Consider the following 14,916-nt stretch of genomic DNA (forward strand, 5'->3'; position numbering starts at 1 on the left):
CAATAAAAAAGCGATTTAATCGCCATTAATATTCGTAAAATACGAAAAGCTATTTTCACGCTCCTTTGAAACGAGCGTGGGCTAAGTTTTAGACAAAGTTTGAAGCGTGTTTATTTATCACTCTTTGAGATAAAATTGATAACTTTAATCAAACGGCGAACGTTAGCACATTAAAATCGCCTCAACAATTGCGATATTCCTTTGTTTCCTAATAGACATAAACGGAAAGCGGTTTCAAATGACTAATAAACTAATTTAGCATGAAATCACCAGATTATTACCAGACAATTATGCCTTACCTCGTGGTAAAGGATGCAGAGAAATTTATAGATTTTTTGAAGGCAGTTTTTAATGCCGACATAAAGTTAGTCGTACCCAGGGAGGATGGCACCATCATGCATGCTGAAGCTGTGATTGAGGGTGGTACCGTGATGTTCACCAATGCAAATGATGATTTCCCGCCGTTTCCGGCCGGTATGTTTATACACTCGCCAAATGCAATGAGTTTCTACGATAAAGCCCTTGCAAATAATGCAACATCAATACAGGAACCTGCTCAAAGGGAATATGGCTTAAGTGCAGGTTTTGAAGATGCCTGGGGAAATGTTTGGTGGGTAACCGTTCCTGAAAAAGAATAAATTATTGTGCACAAGGCCCATCAGGAATTTCTTTACTGATTTTGATCACTTTGGTAACCACCAATGTCGAATCAAAATCAGCTGAAACGGTTGCCGTATCTGATTTGGCAATATAACCTTCCAGTTCTACGTAAACAGGTTCGTAAGGTTTTTCGAAGCCTAAATTGCTGTAAGAAAGCTCCAGGTTTTTAACACTGTCTGTTACCCAATATTCTCTGCCATCTTCGCAAAGGGTAAAAGATTTCATTTCAGGGCCAAAACTATAAAGCCCTTTAACCACTTTTAATTTACTTTTTTCGCCCTCAGCTTTCTCCGTTCTATTACAAGCGGTAGCCGCCACGCCAAGTAGCACAACAAATACAATTGCTTGTTTAAATAACTTCATTCTATATTGATTGATTAATTTGATCGATCTTTTTGACACTTAAATTTGATGACAAAGCAGATGCCAAAAATGAAAAAATACCCACTGTAATAAACACTAAAACAAAATCCTGCCACTTTAATCCAATGGGGTATGCATTTATCATAGATCCTTCGCCCATGCTAATTAGTCCAAATGTGTGCTGAACATAATAGAAAAGCAAACCTATAATTAAACCCAATACGCAACCAGACATGGTAATCATCATTCCCTCAAAAAGAAAAATACGTTTTATTAATTTTTTGCTGGCGCCCAGGCTGCTCAGGATGGCGATATCCTTAATTTTATCGATAACAAGCATGGTTAGGGAGCCAACTACATTAAATATAGCAATTATTAAAATGAATGTTAAAATAATATACACCATACTTTTTTCGGAATTAAATATATGGTGTAGCGAACTATTTTGTTCTGCCCGGTTTTGAACAACATAACCGCTACCAAGCTTTTCTGCAATTTCGTCTTTGTACTGATCGACGTCTACATTTTGATTAAAATCGATTTCTATAGATGAAACATTTTTGCTTTCATCCAACAACTCCCTTGCAAATTCCAACGGAACGATGATGCCGTTATCAAAATCTTGCTGCACCTCAAACACGCCGCTTACACGAATGCTTTTAGCAATAAAATCATCAGTAGGGTTTAAAGAACTCACGGAGATCGTTTTCTTTGGCGAATAAATTTCTAGCTCGGTAAAAGGATCTAAGGTGTTCACAGCCAGGTAACTTTGCAATGCTGATCCCATTACGCTGCTAAAACCACTCTTGTTCTGCAGTATAAATCGCCCTTCTTTAATTGTACTATCTAGCTTGGTATTCTTCAAATAATCAGCACTAACGCCTTTAACTAAGCCCACGGCCTGTTTATCATTGTATTTTAGTAAGGCCTTCTCTTGCAAAACTTCAGAAAATGCATATACATCTTTATTTTTTCTTAATGCATTGAAGTAGGTTGTATTGGGATCGAATGTTTTACCTTTTGCAGGTGTAATTGCAATTTGAGGGGTGATCGTATCAAACATCCCCAGCACTACTGTTTCCAGGCCGTTAAATACCGATAAGATAATAATCAGTGCCGCACTGCCAACCATTACGCCGGCCATTGATATTCCAGATATCAGATTGATGGCATTGGTAGATTTTTTGGCAAACAAATAGCGTTTGGCAATGTACAGCGGCGTATTCACAGGTGCAAAGATAGGTAAAATGTAAGATGTATCATGTAAAACGGTACTTTAAACGCCCAGATTAGCTCATACAGCTCAGATTTAAAAAAACGGATTATTTTGTTTTTCGAAACCAATTGTTGTTGCCGGACCATGGCCAGGATAAACCTTCGTTTCATCTGGTAATACAAATAGTTTATCAGAAATGTTTTGAAGGAGTTGTTGATGATTGCCACCTGGCAAATCTGTTCGGCCGATGCTACCATAAAACAATACATCGCCGCCGATCAAAAGATCATCAGCTTTGCTGTAAAAACATAAGTGTGCCGGAGAATGGCCAGGAGCAAAAATTAGGTCTAATGTACTATTACCGAACGTGATGGTACCGGTTTCTGCCAGAAACTCATCCGGAAGGGGCGAAGTTTCGTATTTGTAAAATCCCATCGATGGAGCGTATCCTGGAACGGCTTCCAATACCACCAATTCTCCTTTATGAAATTTTGGCTTTAACCCATAAGTATCAAAAACAAACTTGTTGCCGAAAACATGATCAAGGTGGCAATGGGTGTTTAATAACAAAACAGGTTTTAGGTTTTGCGCTTTAATAAAAGCAACCAGCTCATTCTGTTCGAAGCCTTCATACATGCCCGGATCGATGATGACACATTCTTTTGTTTCATCGTAAAGAACGTAGGTATTTTCGCTATAAGCGTTAAAGGTGAATATTTTTATGGTAATCATAGTGTGTGATGCCTAATAGAGATAATCGTAAATACCTAATTTTTCCATCTAAAAGTGGAAATCAAAGTATCGATATCTGTTTTGATAAATTTAACAACTGGAGCAATGGAATCATACTGAGGGCGCTCATTAAAATATAAAGCTCCTCTGAAATAATGTTTGGCACTATCAGTTAGAAAAAACTGAACAGAGGATGCTGTATTCCCTTCGATGGCATAATAAATTCCGTAAACCTTTTGTTTAGGATAATTGATGATTCGCTGATCAATTGCGCTTGCTTTTATAGTATGTTTAAAAGCCAGTTTCCGGGCATCTTCTACCATTTGATCATATTCACCTTTGGCTGATACATCATAATAGGTAAGGTGCAGGTAGCCATTAAACTGCTTAAAATGCAGGTTATACCAATTTGCTCTCGCATCGCGGCTTTGATCTTGCTCGATTGTGGCATAAACGGGATATTCAAACTGGTAAGGAACAGATTTGGTGAATGCTGTGTATGCCTTCTTCGGAAACTCAATCCTATAATAACCTTTAGGCTTTGGGCTATAGTCATTATTCTGACAAGCGGAAAAGCACAAGAGCAGCAAAAATGGGAGAAAGACAAAAGATTTTAATTTCATAAAATAACCAGCTTAAAAGATTGCCATATCGAAAATCGGTAATCGTTTTCGCAATAACGACAGATGAATGTTATTTATTCCAAATGGCCCAGGCTTTTTCTGCCTGCTTATACAACATTTCTAAACCGTTTTTGATTTGCGCACCGCGTTCAGCTGCTTTAGCGAGAAATGCAGTTTCCAACGGGTTGTAAACCAAATCGTAAGCTAAATGATCGCTTCCGAGTTGAGTGTAATCGATTTCAGGGAAAGTTTCTGTATGAGGCGACATGCCCAGCGGTGTAGTGTTGATTAGCAGCTTGTGGCTAGCTAATAACTCTGGCGTAATCTGGCTGTATAAAATAGCTCCGTCGGTTGCTTTTCGAACCACAACCTGATATTCAATACCCAACTTTTGCAGTACATATTTAACCGCCTTCGCTGCACCACCATCGCCGAAAACCAATGCCTTCCGATGGTTGGCCGTTAATAAAGGTTTCATTGATTCTTCAAAACCGTATGCATCAGTATTAAAGCCTTTTAAATATGTTTCTCCTTCAAATCGCTTAATACAAATACAATTCACTGCACCGATTTTCTCCGCTGCTTCTTCAATTTCATTTAGAAATGGTAAAACGCCAACTTTATGCGGTATCGTCACATTTAGTCCGCAAAGCGATTGATTTTCAGTAAGTAAATCTGCAAGCGATTTTATATTTTCTATTGGAAAAAGTTCATATTGACGATCGGTGATCCCCTCATTTTGAAACTTTTCGGTGAAATATTTTTTAGAAAATGAATGTGAGAGTGGAAATCCGATTAGACCGTATGTTTTCATAAGCACAAGGTATCTTTATAAAGCATAAAGCAATCTTACAGCGGTAGTAAATAAACTAACATTGTAAGATTGCTTCGTGGCTCGCAATAACGATATATTTTATTTTGTTTGATTCAGGAAATAGTCGAAAGTATCTCCACGTAGGCCCAAACGAATGGTTTCTAATGGAATCACTTCCGCCGGAGCAATGTTCCCCAGGTTTACGTTTGATCCGATAAGTTTGATAAACCAAACCTGTTGTTCCTTTTGTGGCGCCTCCCAAATAATGGTTTCCTCCGGAATTTGCGTTAAAATTTCATCTACCAATCCCTCCCGTACTTCGCCGCTTCCACGGTAAATTCCAACATTTCCACCTTCACGTGCCTCAGCAATAACCTTCCACGATCCCGCTTGTATTTCGGCTTGCATTAACTTAATCCACTTGTATGGAGCGAAAATTTTTGCAGCATCTTTACTTCCAACCTCAGAAATTACAGTTACCTGTTTAGATAATTCGCTGATATAATTACACTTTTTATCATGTTCTATTTCGATCGACCCATCAGAAACTTCGGCATATTCCATCCCGTATTGATCCAAAACACGCTGATAATCTGAAAATTGATTCCTGATGATAAATGCTTCGAATAATGTTCCTCCAAAATAGGTTGGAATCCCGGCACTCTTATATAAAGCTAATTTCTCTTTAAGGTTTGGTGTAACGTGTGATGTTGCCCAACCTAATTTTACGATATCTGTATATACGCCGGCGACTTCAATAAAATCCTCTACCTGGCGCAGGCTTAATCCCTTGTCCATAACCATTGTATAGCCCTTTTGGCGTGGTTTTTCCGGACGTTCAGGAACGTTTAATAATGGGTAATTCATATGCGTACAAAAGTGAAAAAAATTTTGAGATTTATTTGTTAAATTTTTCTCACAAGACTGTTACTTGATATATCGGCTTATAACACTGATAATGGCGCTGTTATCCTGCAGTTGTGGCAAATATTCGAACAGAATATAATGTTTATCCGGATCGGTAGTTAAAGCAGTTTCCAAATATCCCAATGCATCGGCATAATTACCCATTGCAAAAAGATATGCTACCATTCGATAATACAGTTCTGCAGCTTCAGGATTATTTTTGATTGCTTCAGCCATTGTTTCTGATGCCTCTAACAATTTTCCCTGTTCATATAGCACTGTACTGAAATCCAGCCATGCTTCAATATCCAAAGGATTATATTCTAAAACCTTATCGTAAGCAGCAATTGACTCTTCAATCTGCCCAAGTTTGTAGTAAGCGTCAGCCATGGCAAACCAGAAATCAGCATTTTCCGCTTCTAAATCAATCGCTTTTTTATAGAAATGTAACGATTCAAAATAGCGTTCTTCGTGGTTTAATGTTACGCCAATTCCAAACCAGGCATCAGCCATTTTCGGATCCATTTTTACTGACTTTTTATAGTAAGAACGGGCTTCATCCATTTTTTCCAACTTTTCGTAACATTCACCCATTGCACAATAGGTATCGGCATTAGGTTGTTCGTACTCAAAAGTTTGTTTATAAACCTCAATGGCTTCATCGTATTTATCCAATTGAACCAATGCATTACCTTTATTGAAATAAGCAGAGCTGAAATCCTCTTTAATCAAAATAGCGTAGTCATAAGCATCAATCGCTTTTTCGAAAAGATTAAGTTTGTGGAAACTGTTTCCTAGGTTATACCATGCGGCATAAGAGTAAGGATCAGTATCGATGTATTGCTGGTAAAATTTAATGCTTTCTTCCTGTTTATCTAACACATCATAACAAAAGGCCAGTTCGTACAAACCATCCTGATTTTCCATGTTTTGTTCTAAACTTAGTTTGATGTAGGTGATTGCACTTTCATAATCGCCCATGCTTTGATATACATAAGCCATTTGCAAAAGGATTTCATCCGTACTTTCAGCTAAACCCAGAGCTTTATCATAGTTTTCTAACGCTTCACTGAACCGTTCGGTATTTTGAAAAATATTACCACGTAAAAGATAAATATCTGGTTCTGATGGCTCCAATAACTCTGCTTTTTGCAAAGCGATGAACGCCTGCTCATTGTTATTGGTTAAAATAAAAAGGTGTGCTTGTTTAATAAGAAAAACAGTGGCATAGGGATGCTGGCTGATGGCAAAATCAACTACCTGCAATGCTTTAACCGGATCATTTTTCTCAATGTAAAAATCTACAATATATTCGAAAGCGCCAGCGTCGAAAAAATACTGATCCTGATTACGGAGCATTTCTTCGTAACGTTCTACAGAGCGTTGTGCATCTTCGTTGGATTCAAAAAAGAATTCTTCTTCCATATCTAATAACTATTAAAGAACCGTGCCATTAAGCAGAAAAACACATTATAATTTTACCGATTTTAATTATTCATTTTATAAATAATTATTAACATACATTGTTAAAACAAACGTAAATGGCTGAAAATAAAGCTTCTTGCTTGTGATTAAGATGTGTGAATTATGCTAGTATTTTATCAACATCGCGGTTCCTTTCCCCTTCTTTCACAAAAATAATATAAATTTATTGGAGAAACGTAATCAACAAGTCATGAAAAGATGTACAATATTAGCTTTCATCGTACTTTTTTTAAGTACAAAATTGTTTGCGCAAAGTGAGGAGGATAAAATTAAAACCGTTGTAACACATCTGTTTTCGGGAATGAAAACCGGAGACAGTGCACTCACAAGATCAGCATTTGCGAAAAACTGTATCATGCAAACCATTGTAAATAAAAACGAAAAATTATCGGTCCGAACAGAGCAGATAGACGATTTTATTAAGTTTATTGGTTCACCACATAAAGAGAAATTTGATGAAAGAATTGTATTTTCAAAGATTTTAATCGATGGGCCGCTTGCCACTGTATGGACCGATTACAAGTTTTACATCGATGATAAATTTAGCCATTGCGGCGTAAATTCTTTTCAGCTGGCTAAGCTAGATAATCGCTGGCAAATTGTTTATTTAATTGATACCAGGAGGAAGGATAACTGTAGCGTGTTGGTTAAATAAGATTGCACTACGATCAACGTATCTAATCGTGACTGTATAAAATTTGAGCATTTAACTCAGCGAAAATAAAGCATACATTCATTAGAAAATTCATTATAAAGTGACAATAGCTTATTTTAGCAGTAAAAACATTACTAATCAAACAAAAATGTGATTATAAGCGTAATTTAAAATACTTATTATTACATTTGAGTGAAAATAACCAATTTCTATGGATTTTACTTTTGCTATTCCAACAGAAAAGCGAATTGAGCGTTTGCAGTATGAAAATCCCTGGTGGAGAACTGGAGAAGTTCAAGCTATTTATAAAAATATGTCACGGCGCCTATATTTTGATTTGTTCTACCCTTATGTAAAAGAAATCGAAATAAAGCGGGCTCTTGTGCTTATGGGCCCACGACGAGTGGGTAAAACAGTAATGATGTTTCATACTGTTGATCAGTTAATTAAAGAAAAAACAAACCCTCAAAAGATAGTTTTCATTGGTATAGACAATCCTATATACATGCATTTGGGCCTGGAAGATCTCCTCATTCTATCACAAAAAGCAGTTCAACTCAATTCACTTGATGGATGTTTTATTTTTTTTGATGAAATTCAATATCTTAAAGATTGGGAACGCCATTTAAAGGTTCTGGTAGATAGATATCCGACAACAAAATTTATAGTTTCAGGTTCAGCAGCAGCCGCCTTGCGAATACAAAGCTCAGAAAGTGGTGCGGGTCGATTTACTGACTTTATGCTCCCCCCATTAACATTCCATGAATACATCCATTTGAAGGAACTAAATCATCTTATTCAGTTAAGAGAAATATTATATGCCGGAAAAAAGATACCTTATTACACAACGCATGATAACAAAGCTTTAAATAAGGAATTTTTCCATTACCTCAATTTCGGTGGTTACCCTGAAGTTGTATTATCTGAAAAAATCCAAAATGATATGGGTAGATATGTAAAAAATGATATTGTTGACAAAGTACTTTTGAGAGATTTGCCGAGTTTATATGGAATTAAAGATGTTCAGGAATTAAATAGCTTTTTTAGTTATCTGGCTTACAATACAGGTCATGAATTTTCATTCGAGAGAATAGCTAAAGAAAGTGGGATTCAAAAAGAAATCATTAAGAAATACCTTGAATATCTTGAAGCTGCTTTTTTAATTAAGGTAATTTATAAAGTTGATGACAACGCAAAGAAATTTAAAAGGATTACAAGTTTTAAGGTATATTTAACTAACCCATCGCTAAGAACTGCATTGTTTTCTCCTATTGTAGAAACTGACAAGGAAACAGGCAATATGATAGAAACTGCGATCTTTTCTCAGTGGATGCACAGGGAAAACATGGATCTTAAATATGCGAGATGGAAAATGGGAAGATCGGAGGGTGAGGTAGATATGGTATCAATAGACAATAAACTTTTTAAGCCCCAGTGGTGTGTTGAGATAAAGTGGAGTAATCGTTATTTTGATAAAACGAAGGAACTCAATAGCCTCATCTTTTTCTGCAAAAAGAATGGATTTAAAGCTTCACTCGTTACCAGTATTGACATTTCAGGGAACCAAAAAATTGATGATGTCGAATTAACATTTCTCCCTGCGGCAGTTTACGCATATAATATTGGTGCAATCACACTAGAAAAGAAATCATCCTGATATTTAAAAAGCTCCACAAATTCTCAATCTGTGGAGCTTTTCTATTTAAAGCAGGTTAGAAGCTTTATTCCTTACCTAATTCAGCCGCTGCTTTTTTAAATATTTCAGCCTGCTTATTTAAATTTGATTTAACTTCTCCGCTTGCCGATGAAGCTTGTTGCGATTTACCCTGGGCAGTAGCCGTATATGCGCTTGAAAGTTGCTTGTTTAAATAATTTTGCAATTTCAAACGTTCAATGGCGGCACTAATTCCATTCACACCTTTTTCGGTAACAACAGGATTGGTATTGGCCCTTAGATATTGAAAATATTGGCCAATTACTGCGAAAATTTTATTGCGATCGCCATTGGCCATGATGTTTTCGTAAAATGCCTGATGTTCATCTTTCGGATCGCTGATGTACAACGAAGCGATAGAAGAAGCGATATGGTCTTTTGTATCCTGATCCAATGAAGATAGCGCTGTCAATCCTTCTTGCGGTGCAATTTTAGTTAAACCAGCAACCGAGGCTGCAATTACCCTGTACGATCTGTCTTTCACACCATCCAGCAGTAGTGATTTATAAGTTTGCTCCCCTGTTTCCGCCAGTTTAGTAATGGCCGCAGCCCTGGCCTCTGTATCTTTATCCGTTTTTGCCATTTGCAACAATATAGGCAATGCAGCAGCTTTAACTTCAGCATCATCTAAGTTTAACCCTTCAATACTTAAAGCCCTCAAATCACCAGATTTATCTTTCAAAGCAGCTAACAAAATCTGCTGACCACTTTTGGCCTTGCTCTGCATAATAAATTGTAAAGCTTCGATCCTGTTGGCATAAGTCGGTGCATTTTTGTATTGGAAATAATAGTTTTCTGCAACCTTATTGTCGTTAATTTCGCCAACAATGATTTTATCAGCATCAAAGTTGATTAATTCTGGTTTGGCGCTCACCTCAAAAGAAAAAGTTTGCTCGCGGCTATTGATTAATATCTCTTTTGTTATTTTTTGTCCGCCAGCATAAATCACAACTTTAACAGGCAAAGTAAATGTTTGCACGGCTGTATCCTGCGTTTGCTTTACTTTGATGGTAGCCATTCCGTTTTCATAACCATAATCAACTGCCAAAATTGGGTGTCCTCCTGCATAATACCACTGATTAAAATATGGGCTCCAATCTTTTCCGGTAATGTCTTCCATAGCCAAGCGCAACTGATGTGTTTCGCCGTTTTTAAAAGCATTGGTGGTGAGATATTTGTTCAAGCCTTTATAAAAAGCAGCATCGCCCATTTGATTTTTCATGGCATATAAAATCACTGAGCCTTTTGCATAGCTCACATTATCGAACATATCTTCTTTATCATTGTAATAAAAACGGGCTAAAATTGGGCTTTCCCCGTTTTTTGTAGAGCTGATATAGGATTGTAATTTCTCATAACGTGATTTATCTTCTGCATCTGTTCCTTCATCATATCCATGCCAAATGATTTCGCCAAAAGTGGCAAATGATTCATTCATCGTTAGGTTAGACCATGATTCTGCTGTAACATAATCGCCAAACCATTGGTGAAAAAGTTCATGCGCAATTGTACCTTCTTCGTTTCCATCCAGTAACTCACGGTCAGTTTTTTGGATGTGCTCACCATGTAGTGTTGCGGTTGTGTTTTCCATCGCACCCGAAACATAATCTCTTGCCACAACCTGTGCGTATTTATTCCACGGGTAATCTACGCCTAAAACATCACTGTAAAATTTCATCATGGTAGGCGTTTTACCGAAAATTTGTTTGGCAAATGGCGCATATTTTGGTTCCAGGTAGTAGTTAACCTCTTTGCCTTTGTAGGTATCCTTCGTGATTTTAAAATCGCCAATCGCCATCATAAATAAATAGGGCGAGTGAGGTAAATCCATCTTCCAAGTATCGGTACGTGTACCATTGGCGTTAGGTTTTTGACTAACGAGTTTACCATTAGATAAGGTGGTATATTTCGATTGAACCGTCATGGAAATTTCCTGAGTGGTTTTTTGGTCTGGCTTATCAATGGTTGGGAACCAGGCCGATGAAGATTCGGTTTCACCTTGTGTCCAGATCTGGATTGGTTTATTTTTATCCGTTCCATCAGGATTGATGAAATACAAACCTTTAGCATCTGTTATTGCCGCACTTCCCTGAACTTTTAGTTCATCCGGCTTTGCCGTGTAAGCGATGTAAACGGTATATTTTTCGGTATTGGTGTACTTCTTGTTTAAAGTGATGTAAAGTTTGTTGTCGCGATAATCGTACTTTAAAGGTGTGTTTCCCTTTGCGCCAACCAGCGCAACCGTTTTAATATCCATGCCCTGTGCATCAAGCGTTAATGAATCTGTGGCATAAAAATGCGGCTTTAGTGTAACCCACTCCTTGCCGTATAGATATCGTTTTGCGTAATCAAAAGATACATCGAGCTTGGTATGAACGAGGTCGTTTATTTTCGCTGGTGTTACACGGTAAACAGATAACTTTGCTGATTTTTCAACAGCTTTTTCCTGTGCAGATAGCGTGTTTGCCACAAATAAAGAGACAAGCATTGCACTACAAGCCAAAAATTTTTTATTCATATTTTATAATTTAATAAGTCAGTTGCGTTTAAAGCAAGATATTAAGAATTGTGATAAAGTATCGAGTCAAATGTAACTTGCTTTATGGTAATTTTTTGTTTTTTTGTGTAAATCGTTAGATATATGAATACAGATATTCAATCCATTTTAAACAAACTTGGCGTCGCAGAAAGTAATGCCGCTTTCAGCACTGGAAGTATTTGGGGAGGCGAATCGAATGCAGAAACATTGAAAAGTTTTTCTCCGGTTGATGGTGCGCTTATTGGCGAAAGCAAAATAGCTACTTCAGCAGATTATGAAACAATTATTGCTAAGGCTCAGTCGGCTTTTGCAGACTGGAAAACTGTTCCGGCGCCGAAAAGAGGAGAAATTGTTCGTCAGTTTGGTGATGCTTTAAGAGAAAATAAAGACGCCCTGGGTACTTTGGTATCCTACGAGATGGGAAAGAGTTTACAGGAAGGTTTTGGAGAAGTGCAGGAGATGATCGACATTTGTGATTTTGCAGTGGGATTATCGCGACAGCTTTATGGCTTAACCATGCACAGTGAACGGCCAAGCCATCGCATGTATGAGCAGTGGCATCCGCTAGGTATTGTGGGGATCATTTCAGCGTTTAATTTCCCTGTGGCGGTTTGGGCATGGAACTCTGCATTGGCATTAGTTTGCGGAAATGTTTGCATCTGGAAACCTTCGGAGAAGACACCTTTAACAGCCATTGCCTGCCAGCATATCATCGCTAAAGTTTTTAAAGCCAATGATGTAGCTGAAGGTGTTTGTAACCTTATTATCGGCGACAGAACCGTTGGCGAATTAATGACCAACGATGGTCGTGTACCATTGATTTCAGCAACGGGATCAACACGTATGGGCAAACAGGTTGGTGCTGCTGTAGGTGCCCGTTTAGGTAAAAGTTTACTAGAGCTTGGCGGAAATAATGCCATCATTATTTCTGAGCATGCAGATTTAGATATGAGTTTAATCGGCGCTGTTTTTGGCGCTGTGGGTACTGCAGGACAACGCTGTACCACAACAAGAAGATTAATTATCCACGAAAGTGTGTATGATGCGTTTAAGGAAAAGCTGGTAAAAGCTTACGATCAATTGCGCATTGGTAATCCGTTGGATCAAAATAATCACGTAGGACCGCTGATTGATACTGATGCAGTTGAAGCCTATCTTGATTCGATACAAAAATGTAAAGCCGAAGGTGGGAAATTTGTAGTAGAAGGTGGTGTATTAACCGGCAATCATTATAGTAGCGGCTGTTATGTAAAACCTTGCATTGCCGAGGTTCAAAATGATTTTAAAATTGTGCAGCACGAAACCTTTGCGCCGATTTTATACCTGATTAAATATAAAACGCTGGATGAAGCGATCGCTTTACAAAATGGTGTGCCACAGGGTTTATCATCAGCCATTATGACCTTAAATTTAAGGGAAGCAGAACAATTTTTATCAGCCAAAGGTTCTGATTGTGGAATTGCGAATGTTAACATTGGTACATCTGGAGCAGAGATTGGTGGCGCTTTTGGCGGAGAAAAGGAAACAGGAGGCGGCAGAGAAAGTGGTTCGGATGCGTGGCGAGCCTATATGCGTAGACAGACCAATACGATAAACTATTCGAATACTTTGCCATTGGCGCAAGGGATTAAGTTTGATTTGTAACCAAAATATTTTACGGTAAGTTACTAACTTTTAAAAAGTTAGTAACTTTAATCATGGCAGATAAGAAACATTACAATCAAAAATTAGAATATGGATCTTTTTATCACATTTATAGCAGAACAATAGATAAACAGTTGCTGTTTCGAAGTGACGAGAATTACTTATTCTTTTTGAATCAGTACAACAAATATTTAACTCCTTTTGTTGACACATATGCTTACTGCCTTCTTGGAAATCATTTTCATATTTTGATTAGAATTAAAGATGAGGAATTTCTATCATCTGTAAATGAAATTCAAGAGAAGTCTGCACATGACATCATTGCCCATCAGCTTCAAAAATTTTTTCAATCCTATGCTATGGCGTTTAATAAACAGCACCAAAGGATAGGCTCATTATTTCAGAAGCCATTTAAGAGAAGTTTGATTGATACAGAAAACTACCTTACAAAAACTATCCATTACATTCACGCTAACCCTCAAAAACATGGATTAATCGCAGATTTTAGGAAATGGAAATGGAGTTCTTATCATAGGATATTGATCGACAAGCCTAGTTTTCTACAAAAAGATAGAGTAATCAAATGGTTTGGTGGTAAAGAAAGCTATATTAAATTTCATAACGAGGCTGAAATCAATTAGAGTTACTAACTTCAAAAAAGTTAGTAACTCCACTAACAGTAAAATTATCATGGAAAACATATCAGGAAAAAATGCACTAATTACCGGTGCGGGTAAAGGCATCGGGAAAGCGATTGCCATTGCATTAGCTAAAGAAGGCGTAAATGTTGGTTTAGTCGCCAGAACCAAAAGCAGTTTGGATGAACTGGCTGCAGACCTAAAACAATATCATGTTAAAATTGCAGTAGCCACGATGGATGTAAGCAACATCGATTCTGTAAACGAAGCGGTTAAGTCGATACAGTCTGAATTGGGGTTTATTGACATTTTGATCAATAATGCCGGTGTAGGAAAATTTGCGAAGTTTTTAGAAATGGAACCAACAGATTGGCAAAACGTGATACAAACTAATTTATTGGGAACTTATTATGTTACCCGAGCGGTGGTGCCAGAAATGATTGAAAAGCAAAGTGGAGATATCATCAATATTTCCAGCTCATCGGCATTTAGTCCGGCAGCAGTAACCAGTGCGTATTCGGCATCAAAAGCAGCCATTAATGCTTTGTCTGTTTCACTTATGCAAGAAATGCGGAAACACAATATTCGCGTAACGGCTTTGGCACCTAGTACTACCGCTACAGATATGGCTATCGATTTAAAATTAACAGACGGTAATCCTGACAAGGTAATGCAGCCCGAAGATCTGGCTGAACTTATTGTTTCTCAACTGAAATTAAACCGAAGAGTTTTTATAAAAGATGCTTCAGTTTGGTCTACAAATCCATAAATAGAAAGAGGTGCGAATTAATTTTAGCACCTCTTTCTGTTTTGTATAAAAACTTTCTTCAAATAGTCTATTTTCATTTCATCATAGCAGCGAAATTGCTCAATTCATCCGAGATATTTCGAGAATCGTGGCGCAAATTGTAATGATTTAGAGACGTT

General features: G+C 37.5%; 14 protein-coding genes. 6 read left to right on the top strand and 8 right to left on the bottom strand.

The annotated features are described in order from the left end of the window. Positions 1 to 260 precede the first annotated feature (260 nt). On the top strand, positions 261 to 638 hold the full coding sequence (locus R2Q70_RS02995; RefSeq protein WP_316806175.1) for a VOC family protein: 378 nt from the start codon (positions 261 to 263) through the stop codon (positions 636 to 638). Between the two features lies 1 nt (position 639). Here R2Q70_RS02995 and R2Q70_RS03000 read toward each other — a convergent pair whose 3' ends face one another. From R2Q70_RS03000 to R2Q70_RS03030, 7 genes are all read right to left on the bottom strand, one after another. Continuing rightward, positions 640 to 1,023 (bottom strand): hypothetical protein, encoded by a 384-nt coding sequence (locus R2Q70_RS03000; RefSeq protein ID WP_316806176.1) that lies wholly within the window; start codon positions 1,021 to 1,023, stop codon positions 640 to 642. 1 nt (position 1,024) lies between these two features. Continuing rightward, a complete protein-coding gene (locus R2Q70_RS03005; protein ID WP_316806177.1) occupies positions 1,025 to 2,251 on the bottom strand; it encodes an ABC transporter permease in 1,227 nt (408 codons plus the stop codon). A gap of 81 nt (positions 2,252 to 2,332) precedes the next feature. Beyond that, positions 2,333 to 2,971 carry an MBL fold metallo-hydrolase gene (locus tag R2Q70_RS03010; RefSeq protein WP_316806178.1) on the bottom strand — a complete coding sequence of 213 codons (639 nt, stop codon included), beginning with the start codon at positions 2,969 to 2,971 and terminating at the stop codon, positions 2,333 to 2,335. A gap of 35 nt (positions 2,972 to 3,006) precedes the next feature. Continuing rightward, positions 3,007 to 3,594, bottom strand: coding sequence for a gliding motility lipoprotein GldD (locus tag R2Q70_RS03015; RefSeq protein ID WP_316806179.1), 588 nt, complete (start codon positions 3,592 to 3,594; stop codon positions 3,007 to 3,009). Between the two features lie 70 nt (positions 3,595 to 3,664). Continuing rightward, positions 3,665 to 4,408: a shikimate dehydrogenase gene (gene aroE, locus R2Q70_RS03020; protein WP_316806180.1), complete on the bottom strand. Its 744-nt coding sequence runs from the start codon at positions 4,406 to 4,408 to the stop codon at positions 3,665 to 3,667. A 99-nt stretch (positions 4,409 to 4,507) separates the two neighbouring features. Next, on the bottom strand, positions 4,508 to 5,275 hold the full coding sequence (locus R2Q70_RS03025) for a phosphosulfolactate synthase (protein WP_010602940.1): 768 nt from the start codon (positions 5,273 to 5,275) through the stop codon (positions 4,508 to 4,510). A 60-nt stretch (positions 5,276 to 5,335) separates the two neighbouring features. Next, on the bottom strand, positions 5,336 to 6,739 hold the full coding sequence (locus R2Q70_RS03030; RefSeq protein WP_316806181.1) for a tetratricopeptide repeat protein: 1,404 nt from the start codon (positions 6,737 to 6,739) through the stop codon (positions 5,336 to 5,338). A gap of 250 nt (positions 6,740 to 6,989) precedes the next feature. On the opposite strand from R2Q70_RS03030, the gene R2Q70_RS03035 reads away from it, so the two are divergent. Together R2Q70_RS03035 and R2Q70_RS03040 are read left to right on the top strand one after the other, a co-directional pair. Next, entirely contained in the window at positions 6,990 to 7,454 is a 465-nt protein-coding gene (locus R2Q70_RS03035) for a nuclear transport factor 2 family protein (RefSeq protein ID WP_316806182.1), read from the top strand. A gap of 211 nt (positions 7,455 to 7,665) precedes the next feature. Continuing rightward, the gene (locus tag R2Q70_RS03040; protein WP_316806183.1) at positions 7,666 to 9,111 is read left to right on the top strand and encodes an ATP-binding protein; all 1,446 of its coding nucleotides are present in this window, start codon (positions 7,666 to 7,668) and stop codon (positions 9,109 to 9,111) included. 64 nt (positions 9,112 to 9,175) lie between these two features. On the opposite strand, the gene R2Q70_RS03045 is transcribed toward R2Q70_RS03040, so the two are convergent. Continuing rightward, positions 9,176 to 11,686, bottom strand: coding sequence for a M1 family metallopeptidase (locus R2Q70_RS03045; protein WP_316806184.1), 2,511 nt, complete (start codon positions 11,684 to 11,686; stop codon positions 9,176 to 9,178). Between the two features lie 123 nt (positions 11,687 to 11,809). Here R2Q70_RS03045 and R2Q70_RS03050 point away from each other — a divergent pair, with 123 nt between their 5' ends. From R2Q70_RS03050 to R2Q70_RS03060, 3 genes are read left to right on the top strand one after another with little or no spacing between them, the layout of a single operon-like run. Continuing rightward, positions 11,810 to 13,351, top strand: coding sequence for an aldehyde dehydrogenase family protein (locus R2Q70_RS03050; RefSeq protein WP_316806185.1), 1,542 nt, complete (start codon positions 11,810 to 11,812; stop codon positions 13,349 to 13,351). A 53-nt stretch (positions 13,352 to 13,404) separates the two neighbouring features. Continuing rightward, entirely contained in the window at positions 13,405 to 13,992 is a 588-nt protein-coding gene (locus R2Q70_RS03055; RefSeq protein WP_316806186.1) for a hypothetical protein, read from the top strand. 49 nt (positions 13,993 to 14,041) lie between these two features. Beyond that, positions 14,042 to 14,758 carry a 3-ketoacyl-ACP reductase gene (locus R2Q70_RS03060; RefSeq protein ID WP_316806187.1) on the top strand — a complete coding sequence of 239 codons (717 nt, stop codon included), beginning with the start codon at positions 14,042 to 14,044 and terminating at the stop codon, positions 14,756 to 14,758. Positions 14,759 to 14,916 lie beyond the last annotated feature (158 nt).

This window comes from Pedobacter agri, from assembly GCF_032678665.1.
Classification (GTDB): Bacteria; Bacteroidota; Bacteroidia; order Sphingobacteriales; family Sphingobacteriaceae; genus Pedobacter; species Pedobacter agri_A.

Coding starts and splice junctions, on each gene's coding strand:
- R2Q70_RS02995 (WP_316806175.1), top strand. CDS start 261: ATGAAATCACCAGATTATTACCAGACAATTATGCCTTACCTCGTGGTA.
- R2Q70_RS03000 (WP_316806176.1), bottom strand. CDS start 1,023: ATGAAGTTATTTAAACAAGCAATTGTATTTGTTGTGCTACTTGGCGTG.
- R2Q70_RS03010 (WP_316806178.1), bottom strand. CDS start 2,971: ATGATTACCATAAAAATATTCACCTTTAACGCTTATAGCGAAAATACC.
- R2Q70_RS03015 (WP_316806179.1), bottom strand. CDS start 3,594: ATGAAATTAAAATCTTTTGTCTTTCTCCCATTTTTGCTGCTCTTGTGC.
- aroE (WP_316806180.1), bottom strand. CDS start 4,408: ATGAAAACATACGGTCTAATCGGATTTCCACTCTCACATTCATTTTCT.
- R2Q70_RS03025 (WP_010602940.1), bottom strand. CDS start 5,275: ATGAATTACCCATTATTAAACGTTCCTGAACGTCCGGAAAAACCACGC.
- R2Q70_RS03030 (WP_316806181.1), bottom strand. CDS start 6,739: ATGGAAGAAGAATTCTTTTTTGAATCCAACGAAGATGCACAACGCTCT.
- R2Q70_RS03035 (WP_316806182.1), top strand. CDS start 6,990: ATGAAAAGATGTACAATATTAGCTTTCATCGTACTTTTTTTAAGTACA.
- R2Q70_RS03040 (WP_316806183.1), top strand. CDS start 7,666: ATGGATTTTACTTTTGCTATTCCAACAGAAAAGCGAATTGAGCGTTTG.
- R2Q70_RS03045 (WP_316806184.1), bottom strand. CDS start 11,686: ATGAATAAAAAATTTTTGGCTTGTAGTGCAATGCTTGTCTCTTTATTT.
- R2Q70_RS03050 (WP_316806185.1), top strand. CDS start 11,810: ATGAATACAGATATTCAATCCATTTTAAACAAACTTGGCGTCGCAGAA.
- R2Q70_RS03055 (WP_316806186.1), top strand. CDS start 13,405: ATGGCAGATAAGAAACATTACAATCAAAAATTAGAATATGGATCTTTT.
- R2Q70_RS03060 (WP_316806187.1), top strand. CDS start 14,042: ATGGAAAACATATCAGGAAAAAATGCACTAATTACCGGTGCGGGTAAA.